The organism is Erythrobacter sp. W302b, from assembly GCF_046452395.1.
In the GTDB taxonomy this organism is placed as follows: Bacteria; Pseudomonadota; Alphaproteobacteria; order Sphingomonadales; family Sphingomonadaceae; genus Erythrobacter.
Window position 1 is genome coordinate 1329615 of record NZ_JBKFDH010000001.1, and the last position, 17380, is coordinate 1346994.

The 17380-nt window shown below is 66.6% G+C and carries 14 protein-coding genes; 5 read left to right on the forward strand and 9 right to left on the reverse strand.

Going from position 1 to position 17380, the window contains the following annotated elements; translation table 11 throughout:
- Positions 1-10 precede the first annotated feature (10 nt).
- From pstA to phoB, 4 genes are all read left to right on the forward strand, one after another.
- Positions 11-1249 (forward strand): phosphate ABC transporter permease PstA, encoded by a 1239-nt coding sequence (gene pstA / locus ACLBKT_RS06485; protein ID WP_410182125.1) that lies wholly within the window; start codon positions 11-13, stop codon positions 1247-1249.
- 17 nt (positions 1250-1266) lie between these two features.
- Entirely contained in the window at positions 1267-2034 is a 768-nt protein-coding gene (pstB, locus tag ACLBKT_RS06490; RefSeq protein ID WP_410183660.1) for a phosphate ABC transporter ATP-binding protein PstB, read from the forward strand.
- On the forward strand, positions 2034-2702 hold the full coding sequence (gene phoU, locus ACLBKT_RS06495) for a phosphate signaling complex protein PhoU (protein WP_410182126.1): 669 nt from the start codon (positions 2034-2036) through the stop codon (positions 2700-2702). Before pstB ends, phoU begins: the two co-directional genes overlap by 1 nt.
- Positions 2703-2928: 226 nt before the next feature.
- Positions 2929-3618: a phosphate regulon transcriptional regulator PhoB gene (gene phoB, locus ACLBKT_RS06500; protein ID WP_410182127.1), complete on the forward strand. Its 690-nt coding sequence runs from the start codon at positions 2929-2931 to the stop codon at positions 3616-3618.
- Here phoB and ACLBKT_RS06505 read toward each other — a convergent pair.
- From ACLBKT_RS06505 to ACLBKT_RS06540, 8 genes are all read right to left on the reverse strand, one after another.
- Entirely contained in the window at positions 3615-4334 is a 720-nt protein-coding gene (locus ACLBKT_RS06505; RefSeq protein ID WP_410182128.1) for an extensin family protein, read from the reverse strand. The genes phoB and ACLBKT_RS06505 overlap by 4 nt on opposite strands.
- Positions 4335-4343: 9 nt before the next feature.
- Entirely contained in the window at positions 4344-8084 is a 3741-nt protein-coding gene (locus tag ACLBKT_RS06510; protein WP_410182129.1) for an error-prone DNA polymerase, read from the reverse strand.
- Positions 8085-8170: 86 nt separating this feature from the next.
- Positions 8171-9637: a UdgX family uracil-DNA binding protein gene (locus tag ACLBKT_RS06515; RefSeq protein WP_410182130.1), complete on the reverse strand. Its 1467-nt coding sequence runs from the start codon at positions 9635-9637 to the stop codon at positions 8171-8173.
- Positions 9637-10875 (reverse strand): putative DNA modification/repair radical SAM protein, encoded by a 1239-nt coding sequence (locus ACLBKT_RS06520; protein WP_410182131.1) that lies wholly within the window; start codon positions 10873-10875, stop codon positions 9637-9639. Before ACLBKT_RS06520 ends, ACLBKT_RS06515 begins: the two co-directional genes overlap by 1 nt.
- A gap of 79 nt (positions 10876-10954) precedes the next feature.
- Entirely contained in the window at positions 10955-11287 is a 333-nt protein-coding gene (locus ACLBKT_RS06525; protein WP_410182132.1) for a PilZ domain-containing protein, read from the reverse strand.
- Between the two features lie 56 nt (positions 11288-11343).
- A complete protein-coding gene (locus ACLBKT_RS06530) occupies positions 11344-12942 on the reverse strand; it encodes a DUF6504 family protein (RefSeq protein ID WP_410183661.1) in 1599 nt (532 codons plus the stop codon).
- Positions 12863-13657 carry a recA-like protein gene (locus ACLBKT_RS06535; RefSeq protein ID WP_410182133.1) on the reverse strand — a complete coding sequence of 265 codons (795 nt, stop codon included), beginning with the start codon at positions 13655-13657 and terminating at the stop codon, positions 12863-12865. The genes ACLBKT_RS06530 and ACLBKT_RS06535 overlap by 80 nt, the downstream gene beginning before the upstream one ends.
- A gap of 99 nt (positions 13658-13756) precedes the next feature.
- Positions 13757-15319 carry an amino acid permease gene (locus tag ACLBKT_RS06540; RefSeq protein ID WP_410182134.1) on the reverse strand — a complete coding sequence of 521 codons (1563 nt, stop codon included), beginning with the start codon at positions 15317-15319 and terminating at the stop codon, positions 13757-13759.
- A 191-nt stretch (positions 15320-15510) separates the two neighbouring features.
- On the opposite strand from ACLBKT_RS06540, the gene panB reads away from it, so the two are divergent.
- Positions 15511-16383: a 3-methyl-2-oxobutanoate hydroxymethyltransferase gene (gene panB, locus ACLBKT_RS06545; protein ID WP_410182135.1), complete on the forward strand. Its 873-nt coding sequence runs from the start codon at positions 15511-15513 to the stop codon at positions 16381-16383.
- Here the strand turns inward: panB and ACLBKT_RS06550 are convergent.
- A complete protein-coding gene (locus tag ACLBKT_RS06550; RefSeq protein WP_410182136.1) occupies positions 16380-17357 on the reverse strand; it encodes a bile acid:sodium symporter family protein in 978 nt (325 codons plus the stop codon). The two genes, panB and ACLBKT_RS06550, sit on opposite strands and share 4 nt — an antisense overlap.
- Positions 17358-17380 lie beyond the last annotated feature (23 nt).

Here is a 17380-nt window from a genome sequence, read left to right on the forward strand (position 1 = left end):
AGAGCAAACAATGCGCCCAACTCGCACGCCAGAGTTCGAGCAGCGCCTTGCCAAGCGCTACCGGGCCGAGCGCAATTTCCGCCGGGTCGGCCTTGGCGCTGTGCTGTTTTCGGTTGCGGTGCTGGTGTTCCTGCTCGGCAATATGCTGATCAATGGCGTTGCCGGTTTCCAGCGCGCCGAAGTTGAAGTGACGATTGATTTTCCCACCAGCGGCGTGACCGGCGATGCTGTCTCGCTGACTGCGCCGAGCGCGATGCAAACGCTCGAAATGCAGGGCCTGCCCGACATCGTGACCTTCTTTGCCGAAGAGCAACTGGGCAAGGATGCGGCCGCAGAAATCTCGGCCGAGGCATGGCGCGATATCGCCGCGGCGCTGGCCGAAGATCCCGATCTCATCACCCGCAGCCAGACGTTCAACCTGCCGACCTCTTCGGCGCTGGCAGCCGGACTTCAGGGCGAAGGCCCGCCTGCCATGCAAGCGCTGGCGGAGCGGCTCGAAAAGGAAGGCAAGCTGTCGCGCAACTGGGATATGGGCTTCCTCAGCCGGTCGGACGCGACCAGTCCGCAGGCGGTCGGCATCTGGGGCGCGCTCAAGGGCTCGATGCTGACGATGCTGGTAACGCTGGTGCTGGCCTTCCCGATCGGGGTGCTCTCGGCGCTCTATCTGGAAGAATACGCCCCCAGGAACCGCTGGACCGACATCATCGAAGTGTCGATCAGCAACCTCGCCGCCGTGCCCTCGATCATCTTCGGCCTGCTGGGATTGGCGGTGTTCCTCGCGCTGTTTCCAAACCTCAGATCCGCGCCGCTCATCGGCGGGATGACGCTCGCGCTGATGACGATGCCGGTGATCGTGATTTCCGGGCGCAATGCGATCAAGGCGGTCCCGCCCTCGATCCGCGACGGCGCGCTCGCCATCGGGGCCTCGCCGGTGCAGGTGGTGTTCCACCATGTGCTGCCGCTGGCGCTGCCGGGGATGCTGACCGGGACCATCATCGGCATGGCCCGCGCGCTGGGCGAAACCGCGCCCCTGCTCTTGATCGGGATGCGCATCTTCGTGGCCACCCCGCCCGAAGGCTTCTCGTCGCCTGCCACGGTTCTGCCGATGCAGATTTTCCTGTGGTCCGATGAAATTGACCGTGGCTTTGTGGAACGCACCAGCGCGGCTATCATCGTGCTCCTGGTGTTCCTGCTCACGATGAACGGCCTCGCCATTTACCTCCGCAACAAGTTCGAGAAACGCTGGTGACTGTAATCCATCCCAATATGGCTGACGAAAGCGCGAAGATCCGCGCGCGGGACGTCTGCGTCTTCTACGGCGACAAGAAGGCGATCGACGAGGTGTCGATCGACATCTCGCCCAATTATGTCACCGCTTTCATCGGTCCGTCGGGCTGCGGGAAATCGACCTTCCTGCGGTGCTTCAACCGCATGAACGACACGATCGGCACCGCCAAGGTAACCGGCCTGATCGAGCTGGATGGCGAGGACATTCACGGCAGCCGGATGGACGTGGTGCAGCTGCGCGCGCGCGTGGGGATGGTGTTCCAGAAACCCAATCCCTTCCCCAAGTCGATCTACGAAAACATCGCCTATGGCCCCAAGATCCACGGCCTCGCGGAGAAGAAGGCCGATCTGGATATCGTCGTCGAACGCTCGCTGACCCGTGCGGGCCTATGGGACGAGGTCAAGGACCGGCTCGACGATTCAGGCACCGCGCTCTCGGGCGGCCAGCAGCAGCGGCTTTGCATTGCCCGCGCCATCGCGGTAGACCCCGAAGTCATCCTGATGGATGAACCGGCCAGCGCGCTCGATCCGATCGCAACCGCCAAGATCGAGGAACTGATCGATGAACTCTCCGGGCGCTACGCTATCGTGATCGTCACCCACTCGATGCAGCAAGCCGCCCGCGTTAGTCAGCGCACCGCGTTCTTCCACCTCGGCAAGATGGTGGAATATGGCCCGACCTCGGAAATCTTCACCAATCCGATTGAAGAACGCACCAAGGATTATATTACAGGACGTTACGGCTGATGGCTGAACATACCGTCAAGGCATTCGACGAGGATATCACCCGGCTGCGTGGCCTGATCGCCGAAATGGGCGGTCTGGCTGAAGTCGCGATTGCCGAATCGCTCGATGCGCTGGTGCGCGGGGATGAGGCGCTGGCCGAGCAGGTGGTGGCGCGTGACAAGCGGATCGATGCGTTGGAAATCGAAGTCGACAAGCTCGCCGTGCGGATCATCGCCCTGCGCGCGCCGATGGCAGACGACCTGCGCGAAGTGATCGCCGCATTGAAGATCGGCGGCGTCCTCGAACGGATCGGCGACTATTCCAAGAACATCGCCAAGCGCACCGGCATGATCGAAGGCCGCGCCCGGTTCGAACCGCTCACCCTGCTCCCCACCATGGGCGAACTCGCGGGCGAAATGGTGCACGACGTGCTCACCGCTTATGCCGCGCGTGACCCCGATCTGGCGCGCGAAGTGATCGCGACCGACGCCAAGGTTGATGGCTTCTACAACAGCATTTTCCGCAATCTTGTCAGCTATATGGTGGAAAACCCTTCGACCATTTCGAGCGCGGCGCAATTGCTGTTCGTGGCCCGTAATATCGAGCGGATCGGCGACCATGCAACCAACGTGGCCGAAATGGTGCACTTCGCGGCAACCGGGGTCTACCCGCCCGAGGGCGACCGCTAGACCGGGCGTTTCCGCTGTCGCGTTTTTGTCGGCCTATCGCAGGTTTTAGACACGCCCTACCGCTTCGCGCGGGTGTTTCACGTGGAACAGTCACGGTTTGTCGCCCGCAACCGCGGGACTTCTGGCGATCCGGTTGCATTCGTGGCGGTGTTTCATCAAATTGTCGCGCGAGTGACACATAGCGCTTGGTGTCGCCCGCATCAGCGGGCTTGAGGAGACGTGTGGCATGTCCGCTGCGAAGTTGCTGCTGGTCGAAGATGATCCGGCGCTGTCCGAATTGCTCGAATACCGTTTCCAGAACGAGGGCTACGCCGTGCGCTGCACCGGCGATGGCGACGAAGCCCTTGTTCTGGCAGCAGAAGAGACCCCCGATCTGATCATCCTCGACTGGATGATCGAAGGCACCAGCGGGATCGAGGTCTGCCGCCGGTTGCGCCGCGACAAGGGCACCGCGCACGTGCCCATCATCATGCTCACCGCGCGTGAGGCTGAGGATGACCGGGTGCGCGGGCTGGAAACCGGTGCCGACGATTACCTGACCAAGCCCTTCTCCCCGCGCGAACTGCTGGCCCGCGTCGCCGCTGTGATGCGCCGCATCCGCCCGGCACTGGCAGGCGAAACCATCGAAGTGGGCGATCTGCGGCTCGATCCCGTCGCCCACAAGGTCCAGCGCCGCGGCCGTGCGCTCCAGCTGGGACCGACCGAATATCGCTTGCTCAAGTTCTTCATGGAAAGCCCGGGCCGGGTGTTCAGCCGTGGCCAACTGCTTGACGGGGTATGGGGCACCGGTTCGGATATCGAGCTGCGAACGGTCGATGTCCACATCCGCCGCCTGCGCAAGGCCATCGGGGTTGATGGGGCGAAAGACCCTATCCGCACGGTACGGTCAGCGGGTTACGCACTCGAGGCGAGCTAGCGGCACACGCCCGCCCAGCGATCATCCTGATCGAGGTGGAAGTGGTCGGCGTGGGCAGCGTTGTAATCGGGTGAAAGCACGGTCGCAAAGCTGCCGCACGCCCCGTCGCGCACAGCGCGCAGGAAGGTGGCTTTGTCCCCTTCCCCATCCCAATCGCCCAGCACGCTGATCCGCCGCCCGTCGTCCAGCACGAAGGCGGCGATATCGATGGCATTGGCGGTGGCGTGCTCGCTCCAGGGCCCATCGGCCCCGCCATACATCCGGCGGCAGGAGAACGCGCCGAGGTGCTCGATCCGCGCCAGATCGCTACCGAGGATGTTGCGCGCCGCGGGCGCCACACTATCGCGCCGCCACAATGCGAGCGCTGCCGCCACCGGACAGGTCACCGCAGGCGTATCGGGTGTGAGCGGATAATCGCCGAGCTGGGTGCGGTCAGGCCGCGCGCAGGCCCCCTTGCCCGTGGCTGGCAGCGCGGTGAAGGCAATATCGCTGCGCTCCAGCACCGCGCGGCACTCGGTCACATCGCTGCGCAGGGCGATCAGCTTCGAGCGGGTCGCCCAGCCCGGCGGATCGCGCAGATCGAGCGGCGCCCATGGGCTATGTTCCGGGTGCGACTGGAGCCACTGCCATCCGGCAATTGCCGCTGCCAGCAGCACCAGCGCGGCGAGCGCAAGACGGGCGGCGCGATAGTGGCGATTGGGCTTCGTGCGGGGCATGATCCGAGCCTAATGGAAATCCCGCGACTTGGGCAGGATTCTGTGATCGCGCGGGTGGCCGGTCACATTCGGGAGCGGGGCGAGCTCGTCGATCATGTCACGCGGGCGCGGCCCGCGCTCGGGCATCGGCTTGTTGACCTCGTCCGCGCGGGCGAGCGGGGCGTCGAGCAGATCGTCGGACAGCGCGTGCAGCCGGTGCGTCGCATCGGTCATGTGGGCGGCGATGACGTGGATCACCTCGTCATCATATTCCACGCGGCCCCGCACCTCCATCAGCCGTGCGCCCATCACCACCTTGCGCTGCTTTTCCTTGAGATCGGGCCAGACCACGAGGTTGACCACCCCGGTCTCGTCCTCGAGCGTGATGAAGGTCACCCCCTTGGCGCTGCCTGGCCGCTGGCGGATCAGCACCACGCCAGCAACCTGCACCATGCTGCGGAACTTGCGCGAACGCAGATCGGCCGCGCGCACGAAGCCGCGCGCGGCGAGATCGGCGCGCAGGAAGGCCATCGGGTGCGCCTTGAGGCTGAGGCGGGTGGTCTGGTAATCGGCCACCACTTCCTCCGACAGAGGCATGGCGGGCAGACGGATCGCGGCACGCTCGCCCCCCTCCTCGCGCACCCCCGCCGCGCGGAACAGCGGCAGATCGGGTGCGGGGATGAGGCTGCGGGCATCCCACAGGGCCTGCCTGCGGGTGAGGCCCAGCGAGGTGAAAGCATCGGCGCTGGCGAGGCGCTCGATATGGGCAGGTGACAACCCGCCCCGCGCGCGCAGATCGGCGATGTCGCGGAAAGCCCCCCCGCTCTCGCGCGCCGAGACCAACGCGGCGGCGACGTGTTCGGGCAACCCATCGATCTGGCGCAGGCCGAGGCGCAGGGCGTGGCTGCGGTCGCGCACGGGTTCACGCAAAGACCGCAGAGGAGCAGAGGCATCGCAACCGCCGCGCAGCGGCCTTGAAGAATTCTCACACGAAGACACGAAGAGAGCGGCACTGGCCGCAACCTCGTGCGACATCTTCGTGTCTTCGTGTGAGATAATCTGCGGCTTCGCCGCAAGCGCAACATCTCCGCGCCTCTCTGCTCCTCTGCGATCTCTGCGTGAAACCTCTTCTTCGAGCGGCTCCAGCGTGCAGTCCCACGCGCTCGCGTTCACATCCACGGGCAGCACCATCACCCCGTGCTCCACCGCATCGCGCACGATCTGCGCCGGGGCATAGAAGCCCATCGGCTGCGAGTTCAGCAGCGCGGCGGCGAAGGCGGCCGGGTAGTGGCACTTGAGCCAGCTCGACACATAGACCAGCTGCGCGAAACTCGCCGCGTGGCTCTCCGGGAAGCCATATTCGCCGAAGCCCCTGATCTGGTTGAAACAGCGCTGCGCGAAGTCGCGGTCGTATCCGCGCGCGACCATGCGTTCGACCATCATGTCCTGAAGCTCATCGACCATGCCGCGGCTGCGGAAGGTCGCCATGGCCTTGCGCAGCCGGTTGGCCTCAATGCTGGAGAACTTCGCCGCGTCGAGCGCGATCTTCATCGCCTGTTCCTGAAAGATCGGCACGCCCAAGGTGCGCCCTAGGATACTGGTGAGCTCGTCGGGCGGCCCGTGTTCAGGGGCAGGCGCGGGGATACGGACGGGCTCCGCGCCGCGGCGGCGCTTGAGGTAGGGGTGGACCATGTCGCCCTGAATCGGCCCGGGGCGGACAATCGCAACCTGGATGACGAGGTCGTAGAACTCCCGCGGGCGCAGGCGCGGCAGCATGTTCATCTGCGCGCGGCTTTCCACCTGGAACACCCCGAGCGAATCGCCCTTGCGCAGCATGGCGTAGGTCTCGGGGTCTTCACGCGGAACGGTGGCGAGGGTCAGGGGGCGGCCATGATGCGCCCCGAGCAAATCGAGGCATTTGCGGATGCAGGTCAGCATTCCCAGCGCCAGCACATCGACCTTGAGGATGCCCAAGGCGTCGATATCGTCCTTGTCCCACTCGATGAAGGAGCGTTCGGGCATGGCGCCATTGCCGATCGGGACAGTCTCGGTGAGCGCGCCTTCGGTGAGGATGAAGCCGCCGACGTGCTGGCCGAGATGGCGCGGCATGCCGATCATCTGCTCGGTGAGTTTCAGAACGCGCCGCAAGTGCGGGTCGGTCACGTCGAGCCCGGTTTCGGCGGCGTGTTTTTCGGAAATCTCGCGCCCCCACCCGCCCCACACCGTGCGCGCCAAGGCGCTGGTGACGTCCTCGGAGAGGCCCATCGCCTTGCCCACCTCGCGGATCGCCATGCGCGGGCGGTAGTGGATCACGGTCGCGCACAGCCCCGCGCGGTGGCGACCGTATTTCTTGTAGATGTACTGGATCACCTCCTCGCGCCGCTCGTGCTCGAAATCGACATCGATATCGGGCGGCTCTTTCCGCTCCTCCGAGATGAAGCGGTCGAACAGGAGCTGGTGCTTGGCGGGGTCGACGCTGGTGATGCCGAGGACGTAACACACCGCCGAGTTGGCCGCGCTCCCCCGCCCCTGGCACAGGATCGGCGGATCGCAGCCGCGCGCGAAGTCGACGATGTCCTTGATGGTGAGGAAGTAGCGGGCGAGATCGAGCTTGGCGATCAGCGCCAACTCGCGCTCCAGCGTCTGGCGCACGCTATCGGGCACGCCCGAGGGGTAGCGCCGCCCTGCCCCCGCCCAGACCTCGCTCTCCAGAAAGGCCTGCGGGGTCTGGCCGTCGGGGTAGATTTCCTCGGGGTATTCGTAGCGCAGCTCATCGAGGCTGAAATCGCAAGCGTCCGCCACCTCGCGCGCGGCAGCGATGGCGTGGGGCCAGCGGGCGAAGAGGCGCTGCATCTGCTCCGGCGACCTCAGGTGCCGCTCGGCATTGGGGTGGAGCAGGTGCCCGGCCGCCGCCACGGTGGTCTTGTGCCGGATCGCGGTCATCACATCCTGCAACGCGCGGCGCTCGGGGGCGTGGTAGTGGACGTCGTTGGTGGCGAGCAGCGTCAGGCCGTGGTCGCGCGCGAGGCTGTCGAGGCGCTCGATCCGGGCAATGTCATCGCCGCGGTAGAGGTAGCTTGCGGCGAGGTGGCGGAGGGTGGGGAGCTGCTCTGCGATATCGGAAACAAGATCGGTGAAGCTGGCAGTGCGTTCCATACTCCCCCCGCCCCGGACCTGATCCGGGGCCCCGCTCTCTTGCGGGCCGCTATCGGAGGGCAGCGGGGTCCCGGCTCGGGGGCCGGGACGGGGAAAAGGGATGACATTGCTTGGCACCGCGATCGTGAGCTCGGCCTCGAGATCATCGGGCGGCAGCAGGATTAGCTGCACGCTCTCGGCATGGGCCGCCAGCAGCGCCAGGTCGATCTCGCACACCCCCTTGTCCTGCCACTCCCCGGCAAGCGTCTGCATCCGGCCTGCGCTGATCAACCGGCACAAGCGCCCATAGGCGGCGCGATCCTCGGGGTAGGCGAGGAAGGCGAGACCCTCGACCGTCTCGATCCGGCAGCCGATCACGGGGCGCAGCTTCAGCGTCTTGGCCTCGGTATGCAACCGCACCACACCAGCCATTGAATTGACGTCCGCGATCCCCAGCGCGTCGTAGCCCAGCGCGTGCGCCGCCAGCACCAGATCGACCGCATCGGACGCCCCGCGCAGAAAGCTGAAGCAGCTGACAAGGCCGAGCTCGACGAAGTCCGCACGCGGCGGGGGCGCAATCCCGTCGGGATCGACCTGCAAGGTGCGCTTATCGGGGGTGAGCGGGGCGTCTGGCATAGGGCAAACCTCCGTTCGTCCGAGCCTGTCGAAGGACTGCCCTTCTTCGGTGCGAGGCCAAAGGGAAGGACGGCCCTTCGACAGGCTCAGGGCGAACGGGAATTGGCCTCCTCAAGCTCGCCAAGCCGCTCCTTCACCGCCGCAAGATCGCTTGCAAAGAGGCGCGCCTGCGCCTCGCGCGCCTCGCCCTCGAGACGCAGCAGGTAGGAGGGATGCGCGGTGACCCACAGCTCGGTGCCGTCATCGAGGCGCATCGGCGTGCCGCGCGCCCTGGTGATGCTCACCGTCTTGCCCAGCAACCCGCGCGCCGCGCTCGCCCCCAGCGCCAGCACGAGGCGCGGCTGCACGATCGCCCGCTCGGCCTCAAGCCACCAGCGGCAGGTGTCGATCTCCTTGGCCCCCGGCGACTGGTGGAGGCGGTGCTTGCCCTTCCAGACGAACTTGAAGTGCTTGACGGCGTTGGTCACGTAAGCCGCCTGCCGGTCGATCCCGGCGCGGGTGAGGTGATCGTCCAGCAATTGCCCGGCGGGGCCGACGAAGGGCCGACCGGCGATGTCCTCCTGATCGCCCGGCTGCTCGCCGACGATCATGAGAGCCGCGCCCGGTGCCCCCTCCCCCGCTACGGCGCGGGTGCCGCAGTCGGCGATCGGGCAATCGCGGCAGGCGGCCGCCCCTTGCGCGACCTCGGCGAGGCTGGCGGGCCGCGCCCGTTCCTCGCGCTCGCCCGCCCTGACCATCGCCGCCTCCCGCGCCTGAGCGCCTGCGATCAGCTGCGGGATCAGCTCGGCCTCGGGCAGGTTCTTCCAGTATTTCTTCGGCATCTCCGAGAGCATCGCGCCGACCTTCAGCCGCGCCGGATTGAAGATCGAGGCGTAGTAGGAGCGCCACAGCGCCTCGACCGGATCGCCCTGCGGCGCATCCTCGCGCCGCGCCGGAGGCCCCTCGCGCATCACCTCGCCGTCCCAGTGGATGCTGCCGCGCGGGGTGAGGATCGACCAGCGCATGTTGGCGAAGCGGCGCATGAAGAAGGCAGCCTCGGCGCGGACGATGTGGTGATCGGGCTCGAACCAGGCGACGAAGTGCGGGGTGGCGTCTTCCTCCTGCACCTCGCGGAAACGGACGAAGGCGTGCATCTTGTGCGCGTCGCGCCGCACCGATTTGGCGAGTTCTTCAAGGCGGCGGACTTCGGGATCGGCCTTGTCCTCCATCAGGCGGGGCTGGCGCTGGAGCCGCCACAGCACGCGGTAGAGCAGCCCGAAGCGCGCAGGGTCGGAATGCAGCGCAGCGCTGCGGGCGACGGTGAGGAAGCGCTGGCTGGCGCGCACGGCACGCGGGTCGGCGGGAGGCGGGGGCAGGCGCTTCTCGCCGCGGGACGGGCCTTCGGAGGCGAACAGATCGCCCGTCCCGCCCGGCTCGATCCAGCTCACCCGGTCGGGCGGCACGTCGCACTGGACAAGCCCCCGCGCCCGCTCGCGCCAGAAGGCGAAATCATCCGGAGCCGGAAGGTGGACGGCGTAGTGCGCGCCGAGCGAGACGTGCTGCATCGCTGTCATCAGAACAGCTCCAGCTGCTCGGACTTCTTCACCAGCAGCCCGCGCAGATCGGCGCGGTCGGTGAGCAGGGTCGGGCGCCAGTCGACCGTGCAGATGAAGGGCCGCACCTTGGCGACCGAGGCCGTCAACCGCGCGACATCCTCGAGCCGCAATGTCCGGTGCCGCCGCACGGTGAGGATACGCGCCACCGCCTTGGTGCCCAGCCCCGGCACCCGCAGCAGCAGTTCGCGGGGCGCGCGGTTGACGTCGACCGGGAAGCTTGCGCGGAACTTCAGCGCCCAGGCGAGCTTGGGGTCGATATCGAGCGGCAGATTGCCATCCGCCTCGGCCGCGTCGGCCACTTCCTGCGGGGCGAAACCATAAAAGCGCATCAGCCAGTCGGACTGGTAGAGCCGGTGCTCGCGCAGCAGCGGCGGGCGCTTCAGCGGCAGCACCGCGGAGGCATCGGGGATCGGCGAGAAGGCGCTGTAATAGACGCGCCTCAACCCGAAGCTGCCATAGAGTCGGCTCGCCTTGCCGATGATCGCCGCGTCATTGGCGCCGTCCGCGCCGACGATCATCTGGGTCGATTGGCCTGCGGGTGCGAAGCGGGGCGCGTGGCGGAAGCGCTTCCTTTCGTCCTTGGCCTCGATGATGCGCGCCTTGGTGCGCCCCATCGCGCCCTCGATCTGGCCCGCATTCTTGTCGGGCGCGAGGCGGGTCAGGCCGGCGGTGGTGGGCAGTTCGACATTGATCGAGACGCGGTCGGCATAGAGGCCCGCAGCGTGGATGATCTCGGCATCGGCCTCGGGAATGGTCTTCAGGTGGATATAGCCGCGAAAATCGTGCTCCTCGCGCAATATCCGCGCGACCTCGACCAGCTGCTCCATCGTGTGGTTGGCATTCTTCACGATGCCGGAGGACAGGAACAGCCCTTCGATATAGTTGCGGCGGTAGAAATTGAGCGTGAGATCCACCACCTCCTGCGGCGTGAAGCGCGCGCGGGCCACGTTCGAGCTCTTGCGGTTGATGCAGTAGTGACAATCGAAAATGCAGTGATTGGTCAGCAGGATCTTGAGCAGCGAGATGCAGCGCCCGTCCGGCGCATAGGCGTGGCAGATGCCCATCCCCTCGGTCGAGCCGATGCCCTTGCCGCCCAGCGAGTTTTTCTTCGCTGTGCCGGATGACGCGCAGGACGCATCATATTTCGCCGCATCGGCGAGGATCTCGAGTTTCTGGCGGAGAGTCTGCTGAGCCATCGGAACGGGGAACACCTTTCAAGTGTTCCTTATATGTTCCTATCACTCCATCGCCAAATGCAAAGGTTGCAAGCGCCTGTCAGACGATGCGGCGCAGCCTTGGGCCGGTGTCACGGTCGTCCTGCTGATCGCACAGATAGTCGATCACAGCGGGGTGGATCGCCCCTTCGAAAGCAACACCGGCGACTTGCCCTTCGATCCAGGCGACCGTGCCGAGCGGGGCGTTGATGCCATTGACCTTCATCATCACCCGGTCGCCGACTTCGGCAAATCCGGCCTTTGCCCGGATTTTGCAGCCGCCTTCGGAGATATCGATCAGATCGACAAACACCACGCGTGAGCGCACCCGGCTCTTCACCGTGAGACTCATCGGCCGACGTTCGGACGCGCGTGGGATCGAATGAAGGTGCATGGGTGATGCTTTGCACAAATCCGTAAAAGAAACCTGAGCAAGCCGGTAAACAGAGGTTAGGCATAGAGCCCTTGCAGGAACCAGTCGGGCACCCCGCCCCGGCCGTCGCCAAGGGTTCCCTGTCGGTAAATCCAGTACCGCCGCCCGGCCTCGTCCTCGATCCGGTAATAGTCGCGCAGCCGCGCAGTCGAGCGTTCGCGCCACCATTCGGGCGCGATCCGCTCCGGCCCCTCGACGCGGCAGACATCGCGCACAGTCCCGCGCCAGCGGAACCGCTGCGGCACGCCATCGGGCGAAGCATAGAGCACCGCGATCGGCTCGGCCCGATCAAGCAGCTTCAGCGGACGGGTGTGGAAGGCCAGCGCATCCTGCGAAGGCGGCACCGGAGCGAGCGGCGGTTGCCAGCTTTGCGCGCGTTCGGGGATGTGGCTGGCACGAGCGACCGGGCGAGTGACCGCCTTGGGGCCGAGCCGAACAGTCAGTCGGTCAATGCAGGCAGCCAGCGCGGTGCCGTGGTCTTCCGCCGCCGCATCAAGATCGGCCTGGCTGAGGCTGAGCGGCTCGCTCCAACTGGCGCGCAGCTGCACCGCCTCGATCCCGAACCCGGCCTCGACATCATCGAGCCGCGCGGCAAACAGCCGGGTGATATGGCTGACCTCGCGCGTGGCGGCGGCGAGCTCGATGCGGCGCTGCAACACCTCGCCATCCACCCGCCACAGCGCCAGTTCGAGGCGCCGTGCCCCCTCCCCCCGCGCTTCGAGTGCGCGCACCATGTCAGCGGCGAGGTCCACCACCACCCGGTCGAGCAGGTTGCGGTGGCGCAGCGGCTCCATCAACCGGCGCTGCACCAGCGGTATCGGCCGCTCGACCACCGGCAGCATCGGTTCGGGCACGCGGCCCAGCAATTGATCGAGCCGGAGCAGCGGATTGGCGGCGGGGGAGCGGTGATTGCGGAACCGGCGGCGCAGGGCATCGCGCGCGGCGGCCTCCCGCCCCGGATCCTCGCCCGCGCCGCTCACCCCCGCAAGCTCGCCGAGCCGCTTGATCCCGAGCCGGCGCAGCACGGTGAGCACGTCGTCATCGAGCCTGAGCGCGGCGACGGGAAGATCGCCGAGGAAGCGCAGCATCTCCTCCCTCAATGGGGAAGGAATGATCGCGCCTCCCCGTCCGTAATGCGACAGCGCCCAGGCCGCCCCCGCCGTCGGCGCGAGCGCAGCGCGGGCGGTAAGGCCGCGCTGCGCGAAGACGGCGGCGACATCAGCGAGCAGCGCCTCCTCGCCGCCGAACAGATGGGCGGCTCCGGTAACATCGACCAGCAGACCGTCAGGCGGATCGAGCGCGCTCCACGGCCCCCAGCGCTGCGCCCACAAGGCGAGCTTCTCCAGCGCCGCGAGATCGCCTGCCGGATCAGCCGGAACCGCGACCAGATCAGGGCAGAGCGCGCGCGCATCCGCCAGCAACATCCCCGTCCGCGCACCTGCGGCAAGCCCCGCGTCATTGGCAGCGGTGATGCGCGGGCCGTGCGCGGTTTCGAGGATCAGCGCTGTGGGCGCGGCATCGGCGGCAGCCTGCGCGTCAGGCGCGTGCGCGCGCCGCCAGCGATCGACCGACAGTCGGGCGAGCCAGATGGACAGGATCCGGCGCGGCGGCGACATCGGTGTCAGGATCGGAGCGGAGGCGCAGGGTTCCAGTGTCATCGCAAAGCATCCATTCGCCCGGCGCATGGGCGCGCGCGCGGAACAGTTCGGCATGCCAGCTGGCGGTGCCGGGGGCGGCAGGGTTCCAGAGCGGCGGCGGGGACGGCGCGGCGCGGGCCTGCCAGCGCATCCTGGCCGAGGAAAGGTCGCGCTCGGCATCAAGCCGCACCAGCCACAATCGCACCCCGTGCCGTTCCGCCGTCAGGCTCAACCGGCGCGAGGCGGTGAAGCTGAGCGCGCGCGGATTGCCCGCGATCTCCCCGATCACGCAGGCGAGATCGCGGCACTTCAGCCCCTCCTCCAGCGCGAACAGCGCGTCCTCCGGCGTGGCGGCGGCGACATGGATCAGGCGGCGGCGCAGATCGGGCGGCAGGCCCGCAAGAAAGGGCCGCCCGCCCAGGCGGATCGCGGCGCGGTCCTGCACCCACAGCACCTGGCGCGTATCCTCGACCGCGCCATCCGCTGCATTTGACGCCAAGGCGTCACGCGCCAGCGCGAGCGCCAAGCCCGCCCCGCTCGCCTCATGGGCGGAGGCGAAGATTTCCGAGTGGAACGGCTGCGCATCCAGCCCCGGCCGCCAGCGCGCATCGGGCGCAGACAGGCCAGCAGCGCGGGACAGCACACGGGCGGGTGACGGTTTGGAGGGCGTAAAGGGCATAGGCGAACGACTCATATGTTCGCTTTATGTTCCAACATTGGCGCGCTGGCAAATGCAAAGGGCGCGGGAAGCCTATGCTCCCCGCGCCCCCCGAAGCGCTAACGCCCGATCCTGTCAGTCGTCGACGACCGGCCCGGGGAACTCGCCCATATCAGGCCCTTCGTCCTGATCCCGTCCGGTCTGCAAGTTCGAGAAATGCATCCCGTAGAAGAAGTAGATCACCATCCCGACCGCCAGGTAACCGAGGAACAGCAGCAGCACGTGACCCGGCACCGTGGTGATCAGGTAGCCGCAGGACGCGATCCCGAGGATCGGCAGCACCGGATAGAACGGCACCTTGAACCCGCGCGGCAGATCAGGCGCGGCCCGGCGCAGGTAGATCACCGAGAGACACACGATGGCGAACGCCGCCAGCGTCCCCACCGAGGTCGCATCGCCCAGCAGGTTGATGTCGAGGAAGCCCGCCGCCATCGCGGTGATGAGGCCGACCAGCAGGGTGTTGATCCACGGGGTCTGATACTTCGGGTGCACCTTCGAGAAGACGTGCGGCAGCAACCCGTCGCGCGCCATGGTGTAGAAGATGCGGGTCTGGCCATACATCAGCACCAGCACCACCGAGGTCAGACCGATGATCGCGCCGATCTTGATGATCTTGGCGAGCCAGCCCCACTGCGGGCCGAAGGCATCGACCACCACCGCCACCGGATCGGGAACGTTGAGGGTGTTGTAAGGCACCAGCAGCGTCATGATCGCGGCGACCAGCATGTAGATCACGGTGCAGACCACCAGTGATCCGATGATGCCGAACGGCATGTCCTTGGCCGGGTCCTTGGCCTCCTGCCCGGCGGTCGAGACCGCTTCGAAGCCGATATAGGCGAAGAACACGATTGAAGCGGCACGCATGATCCCGTCGACCCCGAACTCGCCGTCACCGGTGTTCTCGGGGATGAACGGCGTCCAGTTGGTCGCGATCAGTTCCGGCAGATTGCCCAGCACGATCAGACCGCCGACCACGATGAAGGCCGCCAGCACGCTGACCTTGATGGCAACGATGATGTTGTTGACCTTGGCGCTTTCCGACACGCCCAGGATCAGCAGCAGCGACAGAGCGATGCAGATGAGGAAAGCGGGCAGGTTGAAGATCGTCGTAACCGTCTGGCCATCGACCAGCACCGGCACCCCGTCACGCATCAGCGTGTAGCCCGTGGGGCCGGTCAGCTGCGGGGGAATGACGATGCCGAAGTCCGCCAGCAGGCTGACGACATAGCCGCCCCAGCCCACCGCGACCACCGCCGCGGCGATCCCATATTCGAGCAGCAGCAGCACCCCCATGGTCCAGGCCACGAATTCGCCCAGCGTGGTATAGCCATAGGTATAGGCCGAGCCCGAGACCGGCAGGGTCGAGCTGAGTTCGGCATAGCAAAGCCCGGCAAAGGCGCAGACGATGCCCGCCACCACGAAGCTCAGCAGCACCGCCGGCCCGGCGTGAAGTGCCGCCGCGCTGCCGGTGCGCACGAAGATACCCGCCCCGATGATGCAACCCACGCCCAGAAGCAGCAGGTTCCACTTGCCGAGCGAACGCTTGAGTTCGCTGTTGGCGGTTTCACGCTGCACCTGAGCGATGGATTTGCGCGCGAACATCCGCTCGGCAATGGAGCGGTTGGGTTTGCTTGCCATTACACTTTCCCCCTGCGCGCCTGCGCGGCGCGCGGCTTGATCCTGTCAAGAAACATCGGAAATAGGTCTCCCATTGACCGCAGGCAGATCCCCCGCGCGATCGAATGCGTTGCACGCTAGCGTAACAGGCCCGCAACACAAGCCGAAAGAGCGGGTTTCCCCCGGTGCGCGCAAGCGCTACACCGCCTGCCATGTCCACGACCTTCCAGCTCGACACCAGCACAAGCCGTGCAAACCCCACTCCGCAGGTGATGAAGCGGCTGACCGTACCCGCTCTTCGCGCGCGCAAGAAGGATGGTGTCACCAACACGCCACTGGTGATGCTGACGGCCTATACCGCGCGTCAGGCGCAACTGCTCGACGCGCATTGCGATATTCTGCTGGTGGGGGATTCGCTTGGGCAGGTGATCTATGGCCTGCCCTCGACCGTTCCAGTGACGCTTGAGATGATGGCCAATCATGGCGCAGCCGTTGTCCGCGGGTCGTATCATTCGGTCGTGGTCGTCGACATGCCGTTCGGCTCTTATGAGGCGTCGCCAGAGCAAGCCTTCGAAAGCGCGGCGTTCCTGCTGAAACAGACGGGGGCGGCGGCGGTGAAGCTCGAAGGCGGGGCGGCGATGGCGCCGACGGTCGCGTTCCTGAGCCAGCGCGGCATTCCGGTGATGGGCCATGTCGGCCTCACCCCGCAGGCCGTCAACGTGCTCGGCGGCTATGGCGCGCGTGGCCGGTCGGATGCCGAGGCGGAGAAGATCGTCTCCGATGCCAAGGCCCTCGATGAAGCGGGTGCCTTTGCCATCGTGATCGAAGGCGTGGTTGAACCCATCGCTATCGCCGCGACGCAGGCCGTCACCTGCCCGACCATCGGCATCGGCGCTTCGGCGCAATGCGACGGACAGGTGCTCGTCACCGAAGACATGCTCGGCATGTTCGAGCGGGTGCCGCGTTTTGTGAAGCGGTATGAGGATATCGCAGGCGTAATCGACCGCACCGTCGCCCGCTATGCCGAGGAAGTGCGCAGCCGCGCCTTCCCGACCGAAGACCAGACCTACCAGCCCAAGGCCTAGCCCGCGTCCTTCGCCAGGCGCAGCGCCAGCGGTGCGGCCAGCACCAGCTGCGCAAGATGGTAAAGCAGCAGCGGCGCGATCACGAAGCCGGCCACTGATGCCGGAAACAGGATCGCGGCGAGCGGCGCGCCGATGGCGACGCTCTTTTGCGATCCGGCGAACAGGAACGCGATCCGGTCAGGTCGCGGCAGGCCGAGCAGGCTCGCGCTGCCCCAGGCCCCCGCGAGCGCCAGCGCCAGCATCGCCAGCACCAGCGCGATCATCACCGCCCAATCGGCGGGTGCGAACATGGTGGCGAGCCCCTGCTCAACCGCGCCGGAGAACGCGACATAGACAGCAATCCCGATCACCGCCCGGTCCAGCCATGCAATCCGCGCGCGGTGGGCGGCGATGCGGTCGATCACGCGGTCTTGCACCACCTGCCCGATGACGAAAGGCAGCACGAGAATAAGTCCGATCCGGATGATCGCCTCGCTCCCGATTTCCCCTGGGCCGCCGCCGCCCAGCAGCGCAAACAGCGGCGCGCTGATGAAGACTCCCGCGATGTTGATGAGCGCTGCGCCGACCACCGCCAGGCCCACGTTACCCTCGGCCAGGCTCGTGTAACTGGTGGCTGACTGGACCGTCGACGGCAGGCAGCCGAGATAGATGAAGCCCAGCGCCACCATCGGCGGCAGGACCTGTCCGGCGAGGCTCGCAAAGCCCACCCCGCCCAGTGCCATCGCGCCGAACACGAACAGCAGCAACGGCCCGAAATAGCGCCAATTGGCCATGCCCCGCGCGATCTCGGAGCGGCGGATACGCATCCCGTTGACGAGAAATAGCAGAAAGATACCGGCGTTCGACACCATCGTTGCAGCCGCTCGCGCTTCCCCGGCGGCGGGCACAAGCAAGGCAAGTCCCGTCGCAATCACCAGCACGGCGATCATCGGATCGGACAGGAACGGAAAGCGGGATGCAGCAGGCTTGGGCATAGGCGTCAGCCCCCTGCCCTGCC

What these genes read in the sequence shown, in the direction of transcription:
- pstA (WP_410182125.1), top strand. Translation starts at nt 11, where the DNA reads ATGCGCCCAACTCGCACGCCAGAGTTCGAGCAGCGCCTTGCCAAGCGC.
- pstB (WP_410183660.1), top strand. Translation starts at nt 1,267, where the DNA reads ATGGCTGACGAAAGCGCGAAGATCCGCGCGCGGGACGTCTGCGTCTTC.
- phoU (WP_410182126.1), top strand. Translation starts at nt 2,034, where the DNA reads ATGGCTGAACATACCGTCAAGGCATTCGACGAGGATATCACCCGGCTG.
- phoB (WP_410182127.1), top strand. Translation starts at nt 2,929, where the DNA reads ATGTCCGCTGCGAAGTTGCTGCTGGTCGAAGATGATCCGGCGCTGTCC.
- ACLBKT_RS06505 (WP_410182128.1), bottom strand. Translation starts at nt 4,334, where the DNA reads ATGCCCCGCACGAAGCCCAATCGCCACTATCGCGCCGCCCGTCTTGCG.
- ACLBKT_RS06510 (WP_410182129.1), bottom strand. Translation starts at nt 8,084, where the DNA reads ATGCCAGACGCCCCGCTCACCCCCGATAAGCGCACCTTGCAGGTCGAT.
- ACLBKT_RS06515 (WP_410182130.1), bottom strand. Translation starts at nt 9,637, where the DNA reads ATGACAGCGATGCAGCACGTCTCGCTCGGCGCGCACTACGCCGTCCAC.
- ACLBKT_RS06520 (WP_410182131.1), bottom strand. Translation starts at nt 10,875, where the DNA reads ATGGCTCAGCAGACTCTCCGCCAGAAACTCGAGATCCTCGCCGATGCG.
- ACLBKT_RS06525 (WP_410182132.1), bottom strand. Translation starts at nt 11,287, where the DNA reads ATGCACCTTCATTCGATCCCACGCGCGTCCGAACGTCGGCCGATGAGT.
- ACLBKT_RS06530 (WP_410183661.1), bottom strand. Translation starts at nt 12,942, where the DNA reads ATGTCGCCGCCGCGCCGGATCCTGTCCATCTGGCTCGCCCGACTGTCG.
- ACLBKT_RS06535 (WP_410182133.1), bottom strand. Translation starts at nt 13,657, where the DNA reads ATGAGTCGTTCGCCTATGCCCTTTACGCCCTCCAAACCGTCACCCGCC.
- ACLBKT_RS06540 (WP_410182134.1), bottom strand. Translation starts at nt 15,319, where the DNA reads ATGGCAAGCAAACCCAACCGCTCCATTGCCGAGCGGATGTTCGCGCGC.
- panB (WP_410182135.1), top strand. Translation starts at nt 15,511, where the DNA reads ATGTCCACGACCTTCCAGCTCGACACCAGCACAAGCCGTGCAAACCCC.
- ACLBKT_RS06550 (WP_410182136.1), bottom strand. Translation starts at nt 17,357, where the DNA reads ATGCCCAAGCCTGCTGCATCCCGCTTTCCGTTCCTGTCCGATCCGATG.